The following is a 14,274-nucleotide window of genomic DNA, read 5'->3' as shown; positions in this document are numbered from 1 at the left end:
GGCCGGACGGCCGCGGCGAGGAGACACTGCGCATGGATCTGGATTATTCCCCCTCGGACGACGCGTTCCGCGTCGACGTCCGCGCCTGGCTTGAGGCCAACCTGCCTCACGCACTGCGCGCCAAGGTACTCGATCACAAACGACTCGACCGCGAGGATTTCGCGAGCTGGCACCGGATTCTCGGCCAGCGCGGCTGGTCCGCGCCCGCCTGGCCGGTTGAATATGGCGGCCCGGGATGGAACGCGACGCAACGGCACATCTGGGACGAGGAGTGCGCGCGAATCGGTGCGCCGACCGTGCTGCCGTTCGGCGTATCGATGGTCGCGCCGGTATTGATGAAATACGGTAGCGAAGCGCAGAAGCGTCATTATCTGCCGCGCATTCTCGACGGCTCGGACTGGTGGTGCCAGGGCTATTCGGAGCCGGGTTCGGGATCCGACCTCGCATCGTTGCGCACGCGCGCCGAGCGTCAGGGCGACCACTACGTCGTCAATGGCCAGAAGACCTGGACGACACTCGGCCAGTACGCCGACATGATGTTCTGTCTTGTGCGCACCGATCCGGCCGCGAAGAAACAGGAGGGCATCTCGTTCCTGCTGATCGACATGAAGACGCCCGGCATCACGGTGCGCCCGATCGTCATGCTCGACGAGGACCACGAGGTCAACGAGGTGTTCTTCGAGGACGTGAAGGTGCCGGTCGAGAATCTCGTCGGCGACGAGAACCGCGGCTGGACCTACGCAAAATACCTGCTTGGCCATGAGCGCACCGGTATCGCGCGTGTCGGCGCGTCGAAGCGTGAGCTCGCGTTCCTGAAGCGCGTCGCGTCGAACCAGCGCAAGAACGGCAAGCCGCTGCTCGCCGATCCCGTGTTCGCTGCGAAGGTCGCGGCGCTCGAGGTCGAGCTGATGGCGCTCGAGGTGACGGTGCTGCGCGTCGTCAGCCTCGAGACGAGCGGGAAGGGGCCGGGCCCCGAGGCGTCGATGCTGAAGATCAAGGGTACGGAAGTGCAGCAGGCGCTCACCGAGCTGATGGTCGACGCGATCGGCCCGCTCGCCGCACCGTTCGACGTACCGTTCCTCGACGGGCAGCGCGAGCACAGCGTCGCGGGCGATGACGATGCGGCACCGCTTGCCGCGTACTACTTCAATTACCGGAAGACGTCGATCTACGGCGGTTCGAACGAGATCCAGAAGAACATCATCGCGCAGATGATTCTGGGGCTGTGATCAGGGAACGGAGACAACCATGGATTTCAGCTTTACCGATGAGCAGCAGCAGTTCGCCGACGCGCTACGCCGTTATCTCAGCGAGCAATACGGCTTCGACGCACGCCAGGCAATCGTGCGCAGCGACGCGGGCGTGTCGGACACGCAATGGAGCGCATTCGCCGAACTGGGGTTGACGGCGCTGCCCGTGCCGGACGCGCAGGGCGGCTTCGGCGGCGGCCCGGTCGACATGCTGGTCGTGATGCAGGAACTCGGCCGTGCGCTCGTGATCGAGCCTTACTGGGCAACGGCGGTGGGCGTCGAGGCCTTGCGCATCGCCGGCTCCGGCGCCGGTGAGGATGCGGCGCTGCTGGAGGCAGTCGCGCAGGGGCAGAAGCGTGTGGCGGTCGCGTTCCACGAACCGCATGCGCGCTACGACCTGTTCGAACTCGACACGCATGCGCGCGAGCAGGGCGGCACGTACCAACTGACCGGCACGAAGTCGGTCGTTCAGCATGGCGCACAGGCGGATGCGTGGATCGTGCCCGCGCGTGTCGACGGCGGCGGCATCGGCCTGTTCGTCGTCGAACGGGATGCCGCGAACGTGAAGGTGGTCGACTACCGGACGATCGACGGCCAGCGTGCCGCGACGATCGGGTTCAATGAAACGCCGGCGCGACTGCTGACGGGCGGTGCGCGCGACGCTGCAGCCCTCGAGCAGGTTGCCGATTACGCGACGTTCCTGCTGTGTGCGGAAGCGGTCGGTGCGCTCGACGAACTGAACCGCGCGACGGTCGAATATACGAAGACGCGCGAACAGTTCGGTGTGCCGATCGCGCGTTTCCAGGCGCTGCAGCACCGGATGGTCGACATGCTGATCCACGCGGAGCAGGCGCGTTCGCTGACCTACCTGGCAGCCGTACGCTACGCGAGCGGCGATGCCGATGCGCGGCGCAAGGCCGTGTCGGCCGCGAAAGCGCGTGTCGGCGCAGCCGCACGCTTCGTCGGCCAGCAGGCCGTTCAACTGCACGGCGGCATGGGCGTGACCAACGAGGTCGCCGCCGCACACCTGTTCAAACGGCTGACCATCATCGAGACGACGCTCGGCGACACCGATCATCATCTTGCGCGCATCGCGGCGCTGCCCGATTTCGCGCAGGCCGACGCGGCATGACGGCGACGCGCAAGCGCGCCAGACAAGGAGACACCCAGTGGGCATCAGTTACGAAGACCTGGTGGTTGGCAGTACCACCGAAGTGGGCCGCTACACGTTCGAACCCGACGACATCAAGGCGTTCGCGCAACGCTACGACCCGCAGCCATTCCATCTCGACGAAGAGGCCGGGAAAGCATCGCATTTCGGCGGGCTCGTCGCGAGCGGCTGGCATACGTGTTCGGTGTTCATGAGCCTGCTCATCAAGAAGCTCGGGTCGGACTCGACGAGCATGGGCTCGCCTGGTATCGATTCGATCCGCTGGCTCAAGCCGGTGCGCGCCGGCGACACGATCACGATGTATCAGAAGGTCCACGACAAGCGCGTGTCGGAGAGCAAGCCCGACCGCGGCATCGTGTCGACGGAATGGGTCGGCGTGAACAGTGCCGGCGAGACGGTGATCACCGTGCATAGCAAGGTGATCTTCGGGCTGCGTCATCCGGGAGGCACGCACGCATGACCGACGTGACCTTGCCGCTGATCGAATCGGCACAGGCGCTGCTGGCGCGTGTCGGTGCAGAGCCGCTCGCGAGCGGCTGGCTCGCGATCGACCAGCGCCGTGTCGATGGCTTTGCCGATGCGACCGGCGATCATCAATGGATTCACGTCGATCCCGAACGCGCGCAGCGCGAGTCGCCATTCGGCGGCCCGATCGCGCACGGGTTCCTGACGCTGTCGCTGATTCCGGCGTTGATGGTCGATGCGATGCGTTTCGAGCAGAAGATGGGCGTGAACTACGGACTGAACCGCGTGCGGTTCCTGAAGCCGGTGCCGGTCGGTGCGCGTGTGCGTGCGCTGTTTGCGGTAAAGGAAACCGCCGAGGCCGCGCGGGGTGGTGTGCAGGTGACGTGGTCGGTGACGATGCAGGTCGAGCGTCCCGATGCGCCGCTGCCTGTCTGCGCGGCGGAATTCATCACGCTGCACTACTTCTGAAGCGGGGCGCGGCATGCACGGATGCCGCGCCGCCCGTTACATGCCCGTCAGTGCTTCGCGTATTGCGTCGCGCCGAACAGCACCTCGCGTGCCTTGTCGTCCTGCAGTGCCTTGCGCATCGACGCGAGCACTTCGACGCCGCGCTGCACGGCCGGTCGTGCGGCGATGGTGTCGTACCAGCGCTTCACGTTCGGCAATTCGTCGAGCACGATGCCCTGGTTCTGCCACGAGCGCGTCCACGGGAACGTCGCAATGTCCGCGATCGTGTACGTATCGCCCGCGAGATATTCGGATTCGCCGAGACGCTTGTCCATCACGTTGTACAGGCGCTTCGCCTCGTTCGTGTAGCGGTTGACCGCATACTCGATCTTCTCCGGCGCATACAGGCGGAAGTGGTGCGCCTGCCCGAGCATCGGGCCGACACCGCCCATCTGGAACATCAGCCATTCGAGCGTCGCATAGCGTGCGGCCGGATCGGTCGGCAGGAACTTGCCGGTCTTTTCCGCGAGGTAGATCAGGATCGCGCCCGATTCGAACAGCGAGATCGGCTGGCCGCCGGGGCCTTCCGGATCGACGATCGCGGGGATCTTGTTGTTCGGGCTGATCTTCAGGAATTCCGGATTGAACTGGTCGCCTGCGCCGATATCGACCGGATGGACACGATAGGCGAGGCTCGTTTCCTCGAGCATGATGTGCACCTTGTGGCCGTTCGGGGTCGCCCAGCTATAGACGTCGATCATCGTGAACTCCTTTGTTGCATGCGCGAAAACGGCGCCGGCAGCGCCGCGACAGGCGGTCATTAGAGCATGGATCGATGAGGGTTGCTGGCGGCGGAAATGTGCGCGCCGATGCGTGTGCGCGCGTGTGGAGCGACATGGCGACGAGGGCGATTGCGTGTCGTCCCGAGTCGTCGAGAAGGGGCGTCGCCGTGCCGCATCGGGCCGATGCGGTGGCGACGCGTCAATTCGAAAGCGGGTGCGACGGTTCAGCGCTTGTAACGGGGCGGGCGTTTCTCGAGAAATGCGGTGATGCCTTCGAGCCCGTCCGCATGATGCAGCGATGCGACGAAATGATCGCGCTCGGTCTCGAGATGTGCGTCGAGCGGTTGCATCGTTGCGTCGTCGAGCAGCGACTTGATGCGCGTGAGTGCATTCGGCGAGATGCCGGCGAGCGCATCGGCCCATGCCAGCGCGTCGGTCAATGCCGCGCCCGGCACGGCGAGCCGATTGACGACGCCGAGCGTGTGCAGACGTTCGGCTGCGACGGGTTTGCCTTCGAACAGGATTTCGGCCGCGATCGCACGCGGCAGTGCGCGCGCGATGAACCACGAACCGCCTCCGTCGGGCGTCAGGCCGACACGCGCGTACGACATCACGAACTTCGCATCGTGTGCGGCGACGATCAGGTCACACGCGAGCGCGAGCGAGAAGCCCGCACCGGCCGCGGCGCCTTCGACCGCCGCGATTACCGGCTTCGTCGAAGCGTGGATCGCCGTCACCCATGCAGCGAGCTGATCGATGCTGTCGGCCTGGTAGGACGGATCCTTCGAGCGGTTGTCGAGCAACCGGTTCAGGTTGCCGCCCGCGCAGAAGAAGCGATCGGCGCCGGTGAGCACGACGGCGCGAATCCCGGGATCGCGTTCTGCGGTGGCGAGCGCTTCGATGCCGGCCGCGTACATGTCGGGATGCAGCGCGTTACGTGCGCCGGGATTGGATAGCGTGAGGACGAGCGTCGAATCGCTCTCGGGCGGCCGCGAGGCCAGCAGTTCAGCACTCATGCGAGCGTGTCTCCATCGGATGGCGGGGCAGCGGCGGCGGGCGCATCGCGCGCGCTGATGCGGCCGATGCCGTAGCGGATGTATTGTTGTCGTGACGAACGCAAAACTTGCTTTAGACTAGCACGAACGTGCTTTTCAGCGCGATGAATCCCGATGCGGCCGGCATCGATGCGGCCGCGCTTCAGCAAGGAAGGAGACTCCGATGCTACAGCTGTGCGGTATTCCGTTGTCCAACTATTACAACAAGGTGAAGTTCGTCCTGCTCGAGCACGACATTCCGTTCGAGGAGTCGGTATGCGGTTTGCCGATCAGCGATCCGGCGCAGCTCGTCGATTCGCCGCTCGGCAAGATTCCGTTTCTGAAGACCGAAGAAGGCGCGCTGTTCGAGTCGCAGGTGATCATCGAGTACCTGGCCGCGCGCTATCCCGAGAAAGGCATTTTTCCGGCCAGCCCGTTTGCAGGCGCGAAGGTGCGCGAACTGATCGAGACGCTCGAGCTGTATCTCGAATGGATGGCACGCGAGGTCTATACCGAAGCGTTTTTCGGCGGCAAGGTCAGCGACGGGATGAAGGCGCACGTCGAGAAGCGCCTGCCGCGCGCGATCGAGGCGTTCAAGCAGATGACGCAGTTTTCGCCGTATGTGCTCGGCGAATCGTTCGGCCTCGCGGACATCGCCGCGTGGGTTCATCTGCCGGTTATCGGCATGGCGACGAAGGCCATATTCGGACGCGATTTCCTGCTCGATGCAGGCATCGACTGGAAGGCGCATGCGAAGAAGGTGGGCGAGCGCCCCGCCGCGCAGCGCGTGGCGGCCGAGCGCAAGGCGTATATCGACGCGACGAGCGTCGCGCGATCGTAAGCGCGGTTCCCGGCGGGCGGCGTGCGGCCGCCCGTGCGGGCCTTACAGGCGGGCGAGCCGTTCGAGCGCGGACGCGAGCGTGCTTTCCTGCTTCGCGAAGCAGAACCGGACGACGCCCGATTCGTGCGGCTCGTGATAGAACGCCGACACCGGAATGGCGGCCACGCCGATCTCGGACGTAAGCCACTTCGAGAATTCCGCTTCCGGCAGGTCGCTGATCGCCGAATAGTCGACGCACTGGAAGTATGTGCCCGTGCAGGGCAGCAGCTTGAAGCGCGTGCGCTCGAGGCCGGCCCGGAAGAAGTCGCGCTTCTTCTGGTAGAAGTCGGCAAGCGTCAGGTACGGCGCCGGGTCGCGCAGGTAGTCGGCGAGCCCGATCTGCATCGGCGTATTCACCGTGAACACGTTGAACTGATGGACCTTGCGGAATTCCGCGGTCAGCGCGGCAGGCGCCGCGACATAGCCGACCTTCCAGCCCGTCACGTGATAGGTCTTGCCGAAGCTCGATACGATGAAGCTGCGCGCGGCGAGTTCCGGATAGCGCGCGACGCTCTCGTGGCGCGCGCCGTCATAGACCATGTGCTCGTAGACCTCGTCGGACAGGATCAGCACGTTGGTGCCGCGCACGATCTCTTCGAGCTTGCGCATGTCCGCCTCGCGCCACACGGTACCCGTCGGGTTATGCGGCGTGTTGATCAAGATCATGCGCGTTTTCGGCGTGATCGCGGCCGCCAGACGGTCGAACGGGATTGCGTAGTCGGGCGCCTCCAGCGTGACGAACACGGGCTTGCCGCCCGCGAGTTCGATCGACGGCAGGTAGCTGTCGTAGGTCGGTTCGACGACGATCACTTCATCACCCGGATGCACCGTGCACAGGATCGCCGTCAGCAGTGCCTGCGTCGCGCCGGCCGTGACGGTGATCTCGGTCGCCGGATCGTAACGCCGGCCGTAGACCTGCGCGATCTTGTCTGCGATCGCGTCGCGCAGCGGCGCGACACCGGCCATCGGCGGATACTGGTTGTGCCCGTTGCGCATCGCGCCGGCAACCGCATCGACGATGCGCGGATCGCAGTCGAAATCCGGAAAGCCCTGGCCGAGGTTCACCGCGCCTTTTTCTGCGGCAAGCGCGCTCATGATCGTGAAGATCGTCGTGCCGACGTTCGGCAGGCGCGAGGGGAAAACGGGAGTCGTTGGCATGTCTGAAGGAGCGTTCATCGATACGGTCGAAATCGGGTGGGGGTGCGTGCGTCAGGCCGGCGTGGCGTCGAGCGCGCAAGCCTCGGCAAAGGGCGCGGGCTGCGCGATCCTGAAGCCGAAGTCGCGTGCGGTGCGCTTCGCGAGCTTCAGCAGCGCGCGGTCTTTCGACACGAGCCACTCGGCCTGGGCGGCGCGGGCGAGTTCAAGAAACTTCTGGTCGTCGCGGTCCTTGCACTTCGGCAATGGCGGCGCGTCGGCGTCGACGGCCGGCGGCTCCACGAGGCTCGCCAGGCGGGCGACGGTCGCGAGCGCAGCAGCCTTGTCGACAGCGCGCGCCTGGAACTGCGGATAATCGAGCACATACTCGAGTTCGGTCAGGCAGCGGCCGTCGATCACGGCGGCAAGCGTGCCGCGTTCGAGCGCGGCACGGATCGGGCGCGTAGCAGGGTCGTCGAATACGAGGATGTCGATCCAGACGTTCGAGTCGAGCACGACGCGATGCGCGGCGTGTGGGGCGAGAGAGCGGGTCATTCGTTACAATCGGTGGTTTTCGTCTGACCGCAAGGCACGGCGTGCCAGCGAGCCTCTATGATAATCGTTCTCTCTCCAGCCAAATCCCTCGACTACGATACGCCCGCGCACGTCCAGTCTTACACGAAGCCTGCATTCGTCGACGACGCGTCGGAATTGATCGACGGCCTGCGCAAGCTGTCGCCGCAGGACATCGCGACGCTGATGGATATCTCCGATCCGCTCGCGCGCCTGAATTTCCAGCGTTACGCCGACTGGTCGACGACCTTTACGCCGGCCAACGCGAAACAGGCCGTGCTCGCGTTCAACGGCGACGTATATGAAGGATTCGACGCCAAATCGCTGTCGTCCGCCGATCTCGACTATGCGCAGCAGCACGTGCGCGTGCTGTCGGGCCTGTACGGGCTGTTGCGTCCGCTCGACCTGCTGCAGCCGTACCGGCTCGAGATGGGTACGCGTTTCGCGAACGCGCGCGGCAAGGATCTGTACGCGTTCTGGGGCGACCGCATCACGCGGGCGCTGAACGAACAGCTCGAAACGCGCAGCGGCGCGGCGCGCGTGCTGGTCAACTGCGCATCGACCGAATACTTCAAGTCGGTCAAGCCGAAACTCCTGGCCGCGCCCGTCATCACGCCGGTGTTCGAGGACTGGAAGGGCGGCCGCTACAAGATCATCAGTTTCCATGCGAAGCGTGCGCGCGGCCTGATGGCGCGTTTTATCGTCGAGAACCGTATTACCGACCCGAAGGCGCTGAAGGATTTCGAGACGGAAGACTATGCGTTCGATGCGGCTGCGTCGAATGATTCGACTTACGTATATCGCCGGCGAGTCGGCGAGTGACCCTGCCGGCCGTTCACGAGACGGCCGGCGCATGCATGAGGCCGGGCAAGCGCTACACCGCCTGTTCCGGTCGCCCAAGGAGAGACAGATGGCCCTTTCGATCACCAGCAATTTCGACGCAGGCGCAATCGACGTCGTGTCGTGCGACAGTCCCGATGCGATTCGGCTGCGCGTGCGTGGCGACAATCGCTCGGAATTCGCGCAATGGTTTTACTACCGCTTGACCGGCGCGCGCGGCGAGCGCTGCGTGATGACGTTCGAGAATGCTGCCGAATGCGCGTATCCGTCGGGCTGGCGCAATTACAGCGCGGTGGCGAGCTATGACCGGGTCGACTGGTTTCGCGTGCCGACGACGTTCGACGGCAAGACAATGACCATCGACCATACGCCGGAATTCGACAGCATCTACTACGCGTATTTCGAACCGTACTCGGAAGAGCGTCACGCGGCATTTCTCGGCGCTGTCCAGCAGTTGCCGCAGGCGAGCGTCGTCGAACTCGGCCGCACGGTCGAAGGCCGTCCGATGTCGCTGCTGACGCTCGGCACGCCGGAAACCGATGGCACGCCGAAGAAGAAGGTGTGGATCATCGCGCGCCAGCATCCCGGCGAGTCGATGGCCGAGTGGTTTGTCGAAGGGCTCGTCAAGCGGCTGGCCGGATGGGGTGATTGGGCCGGCGATCCGGTCGCGCGCAAGCTGTACGATCGCGTGACGTTCCACATCGTCCCGAACATGAACCCGGACGGCAGCGTGCATGGCAACCTGCGCACCAATGCGGCGGGCGCGAACCTGAACCGCGAGTGGATGGCGCCCGATGCCGAGCGCAGCCCCGAGGTGCTGGCCGTGCGCGACGCGATCCATGCGATCGGCTGCGACATGTTCTTCGACATTCACGGCGACGAGGATCTGCCGTACGTGTTCGTTGCCGGTTCGGAGATGCTGCCGAGCTTTACCGAGCAGCAGGGCAAGGAGCAGACCGCGTTCATCGAAGCGTTCAAGGTCGCGAGCCCCGACTTCCAGACCGAGCACGGCTATGCGGCGAGCAAGTACAAGGAGGACGCGCTCAAGCTCGCGTCGAAGTACATCGGTCACCAGTTCGGCTGCCTGTCGCTGACGCTCGAGATGCCGTTCAAGGACAACGCGAACCTGCCCGACGAGCGAGTCGGCTGGAATGGCGAGCGAAGCGCGGCGCTCGGCGCGGCGATGCTGGCGGCGATCCTCGCGCACGTCGACACGTTCGCGTAAGCGTAGCGTCACGCCATGAAAAAAGCCGGGGCATCCTGAGATGCCCCGGCTTTTTTTGCTTCTGTCGATATCGCTTCGTCGTATCAGGACTTCTTCGCGGTTTTCTTCTTAACGACCTTCTTCTGGCCGCTCGACTTTTTCGTTGCGACGGCCTTCTTGCTGCCGGTGCGGCTCGATGCCTTTGCCTTGCCCTTGCCTCGGTGCGTCTTGCCCTTGAATTTCTTCGTCGAGGACGAGGAGCGCTCGACGCGCGGCTTCAGCGGCGGAACCGGGTCGTTCCAGCTGAACGCGAGCATTTGCTGACCGACATAGCCGCATCGGAATTTCAGCGGTGTCGGGTCGCTGCCGTCGCTGTGGATGCCGAGGCCGTCGACGGTGACGATATTGTCGACCTTTACGCGCTGCTTGCCCTGGTCGAACGAGTCGTTCCATGGCGTGAGCGTCGCGTTGCCGCTGTCGAATGCGTTCGGCGCGAATTCGACGCGGTCGAAGGCAGACGACGTGCTGGCGATGAAGCTGCCGTGCGCTGCACAATCGGCGGCAAGCGGATCGGCATGCATTTCATTGACGAATTTGTTGATCAGTTCGGAGCGCTGGTCGAGCAGGTCGGCGAATGCCGGTGTCGGAAGCGCAAGCGACAGGCCCGCAATACAGGCTGCCAGCTTGCCGAGCGCCCGGAAAATCCGGAGCGACGCAGGAGAGCTGTCCATCTGGTTATTGGTGAGGAGCGAATGAGACATCGGGCACGTATAGATGCCCGATGAAGAACCGGAGTTCAATCTTAGCGTAAAAAAGTTGTGCGGCAGTAGATGTCGCATTCTGCCGCACTGCGTGAGGGGCTGCCGGCACGTGATGACGGTGCCGCCGCCAGAGAGCAATTCAGGCGCGCGGGCCGCCGAGGCGATAGCGCCGGACGTCGAAGGTCGTGACCCATGCGGGGCGATAGACGGCGATGAGCGCCGTCGCCATGCCGGTGAACCATGCCTCGCCGAGTGCAAGCAGCGCGGTGTTCAGCAGGTAGCCGGCCGGAATCACGACGGGCACGCCATCTGCGAGCGCGAGCTGGACCCCGGCCGCGGCGGCGGCGACCGCGACGATCGCGATGGCCGGCGACAGGAATCCCTGACCGGTGATGAACGACGCGAGGTTGTGCGGCAACCATGCGAGCGCGGCGCGCTGCAGCAATGCCGATACGGCGACCGGCAGCGCGCCGTAGATCAGATAGGTCAGGCCAATGCCCTGCCAGGGCGCGTCGAAGATGATCGCGGCGACCGCCGTGACGGCGCCCATCGCGATCAGTGCGAGTGTCCAGTCGAACAGTGTGACGAGCAGCGTCGCGCCAAGCAGATGCATGACGATGCCATCTTCGAGCCACGCATTCGAGGCCCAGAGGACCGCAATGGCGGTGACGAGCGCGAGCCACACGTGCTGGAGCGTGGCGTCCTGCAGGCGTACGAAGGGACGATTCCAGATCGCGAGCGCGAGCAGGGCCACGGCGGCGATCCAGCCACCGATGCCAACCCAGAGCGGAAGCGGTGTGAAGAGAAAACCCATGCGTCCATATTACTCGTTGAGCATCAAAGGTGGGAATCCGCACACGCCGACCGTCGCAATATCGAGACTGTTTGCCTAGCGTTCGCGCCGGAACCGCGCTGGCGGCTCGGCGGCTATCGGCAGGTCCTGCGCGCCGTCGATAGAGGCCGGCAACGGGTACGGGCGGTCGCTCCGTTGCGTACGCAGCGGAACCGGGCCGTGTTCGCCGATGGGCGGCTTGCGCGTGCGACTGCGGTTCGCCAGCAGCACTTCGAGGTGGGGCGACAGCCACCCGTTGTAGATCGCGACCGCGGCGGCGCGGTTGGCGGCACCGAGCTGCTGGAAGATGCTGGCGAGGTGGATCTTGACGGTGCCTTCGCTGATGCCGAGCGTACGGGCGATCATCTTGTTGGTGCTGCCCATGTGGACGAAGCGCATGATCTGCGCTTGCCGCGGCGACAAGAGGCCGCTCGGCGGCCGGCGGGGAAGCGACCCGGCGAGTGTCTGGAAATGGGCATCGTAGCGCGCCGCAGCCGTGGAAGGCAGCAGGCGGAGCGCGATCGGCGGGATGTAGTGCCCGCCCAGCAGCACGATCTCGAGCGCACGCACGATCAGGTGCGGCCGCGTGGAATTCGGGATCACGCCGGCGACACCGTAGTTGAAGAAGCGCTGGATGGCTTCCGGCGATGTTTCGTCGACCAGGACGGCGACGGGTGTCGGCGAGCACGCGCTGCAGAGCGCCTGAAGCTCGCTGAGCCGGCCGACGTCGAGCCAGTCGATCGCGACGAGGTCGAAACGCTGGTTTCGCAGCAGCCTGCGCGCGTGAAAACTGTCGGGCGCATCGTTGATGCCGGCGTGACGGTCGATCTGTCGCAACAGGGCCTTCAGTCCGTCACGCCGCTCGGCGTCTGAATTGAGCATCAGGAACCGCATATTCAACCTCCGTAATGTGAGCCATTGATCTGCCGTCTGGCATGCCTTGGGTCTGATGATGACAAAGACCTTACACGATGTCTGCTTGGCTGAAAGGCTTAGGAAAAGTATGAAATTTCGGGCGGCGGGATGGCGGACAAGAAAAAAGCCGCTCCGGCGGGAACCGTGAGCGGCTTCGGACGGGCAGGCGGTCAGGGCCTGCTGTACGGGTCAGTGGAAGTGCGGCTGGGCGGGTGACGCGTCTTCCGGCATTTCCGCGTGGACGATTTCGCCGAGCGGATCCGCGTAGAGCGGCACGCCGCAGTCATCGCAATATTCGGGTTCGAAGCGGCCCGCGTGCCGCCGGACGTCGGTTACGCCGCATTCCTTCAGCAGGCTCACGATTTCCTCGACCGGTCCTTCGATCGGTGCTTCGCCCTCGAGCGTCGCGCTGTCGATCGACACGTCGCCGTTTTCACGGCCGTAGAGCGGCCATACGACGCCGTAGATTACGTCGTTGCTGGCACGCCGTGTGAAGCCGACACGGTACTCGTCGATACGACGTTCGCCGAAGCCGGCGACCACCGCGCGCAGCTCTTGCGGTGCCGCACCAAGTGTGTCGAAAAGATAACGAATGGCCGTTCTCACCGTGTGCGGACGCACGCGTTCGTCCGCATCCCGGCAGGCCGAATAGTACGCGTCCGGAAGCAGGCATTCGAACTCGCAGCCGGGCAGGGCGATCGACAGGTTCGGGCCGCCCTGTGCCGTCCATTGCTCGAGACACTGGCCACGTTCGATCCGGCTGCCGCTTTCTTCTTCTTGCCAGCGGAATAGCGGTGCGCCGGCGGGCGCGGCGACGACGGCGAGCAGGAAGCGCGGGTCGGCCAGGATCGGCGAGGTTTCGGGCAGGTCGCCGAAGCTGAGCTTGGGCGTGTGCTGGCTGATCGCCGCATGTGCGAGTTGCTGGGCCAGCCGGTATGTCTCGACGTGGTGTCGCGGCAACTGGTCGATGCTGTAGAGGAACGGGGCAAGCCCGACCAGGGTGCCGGTCGCGAGGACGTGAGCCTGCAGGTGCGTTCGCAGCGCGTCGGCAACGTCACCCTTGAGCGGGCCTGACGGAATCATGTAGCGCGTCCATGCGAGAACCGGGACGGCGACCAGCAGGGCATCGAACGGCTGGCCGTCGTGCTCGATCACCATCGACTCGCTGTGCGTCTCGGCCATGTCGGCGAGCGCGCCGTAGGCGTCGGGATGATTCTGCTGAAGATGATCAAGCGCTGCGTCGAGCGTGGTCTGGTTGCCGTTGCGGACAATCTTGGCGAGCAGCGCGTCGAGCTTCGCTTCCCAGAAGCGATCCTCGATGCGGCTGCCCGACGCGAAGAGCGCAAGCGACAGACCGACCAGTTTGTCGGCATCGGGGGGGAGGCGTTTGGCGATTCGCTGGCGCATATTAAAGACGTATATAGAAAGAGGCGAAGAGCCTCACATTCTAGTCCGTTCTTTGCACCATAAGCGGTCTCGTGCCGAGGCATGGCCAACCGGCTGAATTGCAGCTTTTGTAAAAAAGTTGCTTCAAACCCCTTGCGCGAATGCCGCGAGCTACCTACAATCACGCCTCTTTCGCGCTAACGGAAACACGGCGCGGAAGAGGGAAGCAGGGCTGGTGGTGTGCTGAAGTCTTGGAGCGCACAGCTGGCCTGGAAGTTGAGCCCCGCGGTCGCAACGATGTAGTGAAAAAAGTTGTTGACGATCTGCGAAACACGGTTCATAATCTCGCTTCTCTGCTGCTGAAAACGCAGCGCTGCTGAGAAACACGAAGTTCCTCGCAGGATGCTCTTTAAAAATTAACAGCCGATAAGTGTGGGCGCTTGATGGAAGCGAGCTGATCCTCGGATCAGATAGCGAAAGTATCAAGAGTCTCACACTAAAGTAAGTCAGGTTTATGAAGCAATTCATATTCCTGTCAGCTTTGAGTGAGCGACCGGTTCTTAACTGAACCGAAAACAGTAACAGGTTTAAACTGAAGAG

General features: G+C 64.2%; 16 protein-coding genes. 7 read left to right on the top strand and 9 right to left on the bottom strand.

Going from position 1 to position 14,274, the window contains the following annotated elements:
* Positions 1-32 precede the first annotated feature (32 nt).
* The 4 genes from G3O06_RS24130 to G3O06_RS24115 are packed head-to-tail and all read left to right on the top strand — an operon-like array spanning position 33 to position 3,354.
* Complete coding sequence (locus G3O06_RS24130) at positions 33-1,229, top strand: acyl-CoA dehydrogenase family protein (RefSeq protein ID WP_174915889.1); 1,197 nt, start codon at positions 33-35, stop codon at positions 1,227-1,229.
* A gap of 19 nt (positions 1,230-1,248) precedes the next feature.
* The gene (locus G3O06_RS24125; RefSeq protein ID WP_205817752.1) at positions 1,249-2,382 is read left to right on the top strand and encodes an acyl-CoA dehydrogenase; all 1,134 of its coding nucleotides are present in this window, start codon (positions 1,249-1,251) and stop codon (positions 2,380-2,382) included.
* Positions 2,383-2,419: 37 nt separating this feature from the next.
* Positions 2,420-2,881, top strand: a complete 462-nt coding sequence (locus tag G3O06_RS24120; protein ID WP_174988515.1) for a MaoC family dehydratase — start codon at positions 2,420-2,422, stop codon at positions 2,879-2,881.
* Positions 2,878-3,354 (top strand): MaoC family dehydratase, encoded by a 477-nt coding sequence (locus G3O06_RS24115; RefSeq protein WP_175000175.1) that lies wholly within the window; start codon positions 2,878-2,880, stop codon positions 3,352-3,354. The genes G3O06_RS24120 and G3O06_RS24115 overlap by 4 nt, the downstream gene beginning before the upstream one ends.
* A 47-nt stretch (positions 3,355-3,401) precedes the next feature.
* Here G3O06_RS24115 and G3O06_RS24110 read toward each other — a convergent pair whose 3' ends face one another.
* The 3 genes from G3O06_RS24110 to G3O06_RS24100 all read right to left on the bottom strand — a co-directional run bounded on the left by G3O06_RS24110 (position 3,402) and on the right by G3O06_RS24100 (position 5,319).
* Positions 3,402-4,094 carry a glutathione binding-like protein gene (locus tag G3O06_RS24110; protein WP_174915893.1) on the bottom strand — a complete coding sequence of 231 codons (693 nt, stop codon included), beginning with the start codon at positions 4,092-4,094 and terminating at the stop codon, positions 3,402-3,404.
* Positions 4,095-4,339: 245 nt separating this feature from the next.
* Entirely contained in the window at positions 4,340-5,131 is a 792-nt protein-coding gene (locus G3O06_RS24105; protein ID WP_174971649.1) for an enoyl-CoA hydratase, read from the bottom strand.
* A complete protein-coding gene (locus tag G3O06_RS24100) occupies positions 5,128-5,319 on the bottom strand; it encodes a hypothetical protein (protein WP_205817751.1) in 192 nt (63 codons plus the stop codon). The genes G3O06_RS24105 and G3O06_RS24100 overlap by 4 nt, the downstream gene beginning before the upstream one ends.
* Before the next feature lie 14 nt (positions 5,320-5,333).
* Between G3O06_RS24100 and G3O06_RS24095 the strand changes: the two genes are divergently transcribed.
* Positions 5,334-5,990, top strand: coding sequence for a glutathione S-transferase (locus G3O06_RS24095; protein WP_174971644.1), 657 nt, complete (start codon positions 5,334-5,336; stop codon positions 5,988-5,990).
* Positions 5,991-6,032: 42 nt separating this feature from the next.
* Here the strand turns inward: G3O06_RS24095 and G3O06_RS24090 are convergent, their stop codons facing one another.
* Complete coding sequence (locus G3O06_RS24090) at positions 6,033-7,205, bottom strand: pyridoxal phosphate-dependent aminotransferase (protein ID WP_174915897.1); 1,173 nt, start codon at positions 7,203-7,205, stop codon at positions 6,033-6,035.
* Between the two features lie 33 nt (positions 7,206-7,238).
* A complete protein-coding gene (locus G3O06_RS24085) occupies positions 7,239-7,718 on the bottom strand; it encodes a putative toxin-antitoxin system toxin component, PIN family (RefSeq protein WP_166960603.1) in 480 nt (159 codons plus the stop codon).
* Between the two features lie 57 nt (positions 7,719-7,775).
* Between G3O06_RS24085 and yaaA the strand changes: the two genes are divergently transcribed.
* A complete protein-coding gene (gene yaaA / locus G3O06_RS24080; RefSeq protein WP_205817750.1) occupies positions 7,776-8,558 on the top strand; it encodes a peroxide stress protein YaaA in 783 nt (260 codons plus the stop codon).
* A gap of 88 nt (positions 8,559-8,646) precedes the next feature.
* Positions 8,647-9,801 (top strand): carboxypeptidase family protein, encoded by a 1,155-nt coding sequence (locus tag G3O06_RS24075; RefSeq protein ID WP_174971640.1) that lies wholly within the window; start codon positions 8,647-8,649, stop codon positions 9,799-9,801.
* Between the two features lie 83 nt (positions 9,802-9,884).
* Here G3O06_RS24075 and G3O06_RS24070 read toward each other — a convergent pair whose 3' ends face one another.
* The 4 genes from G3O06_RS24070 to G3O06_RS24055 form a co-directional block, all read right to left on the bottom strand.
* On the bottom strand, positions 9,885-10,541 hold the full coding sequence (locus tag G3O06_RS24070; protein WP_205817757.1) for a hypothetical protein: 657 nt from the start codon (positions 10,539-10,541) through the stop codon (positions 9,885-9,887).
* Between the two features lie 139 nt (positions 10,542-10,680).
* Complete coding sequence (locus G3O06_RS24065) at positions 10,681-11,355, bottom strand: energy-coupling factor ABC transporter permease (RefSeq protein WP_175005433.1); 675 nt, start codon at positions 11,353-11,355, stop codon at positions 10,681-10,683.
* Positions 11,356-11,430: 75 nt separating this feature from the next.
* The gene (locus tag G3O06_RS24060; protein WP_205817749.1) at positions 11,431-12,267 is read right to left on the bottom strand and encodes a response regulator transcription factor; all 837 of its coding nucleotides are present in this window, start codon (positions 12,265-12,267) and stop codon (positions 11,431-11,433) included.
* A 210-nt stretch (positions 12,268-12,477) separates the two neighbouring features.
* Complete coding sequence (locus G3O06_RS24055; RefSeq protein WP_174971634.1) at positions 12,478-13,695, bottom strand: DUF2863 family protein; 1,218 nt, start codon at positions 13,693-13,695, stop codon at positions 12,478-12,480.
* Positions 13,696-14,274 lie beyond the last annotated feature (579 nt).

This window comes from Burkholderia sp. Ac-20345, assembly GCF_017104825.1.
Lineage (GTDB): Bacteria > Pseudomonadota > Gammaproteobacteria > Burkholderiales > Burkholderiaceae > Burkholderia > Burkholderia lata_B.
This window is presented reverse-complemented; position numbering and strand designations above follow the sequence as displayed.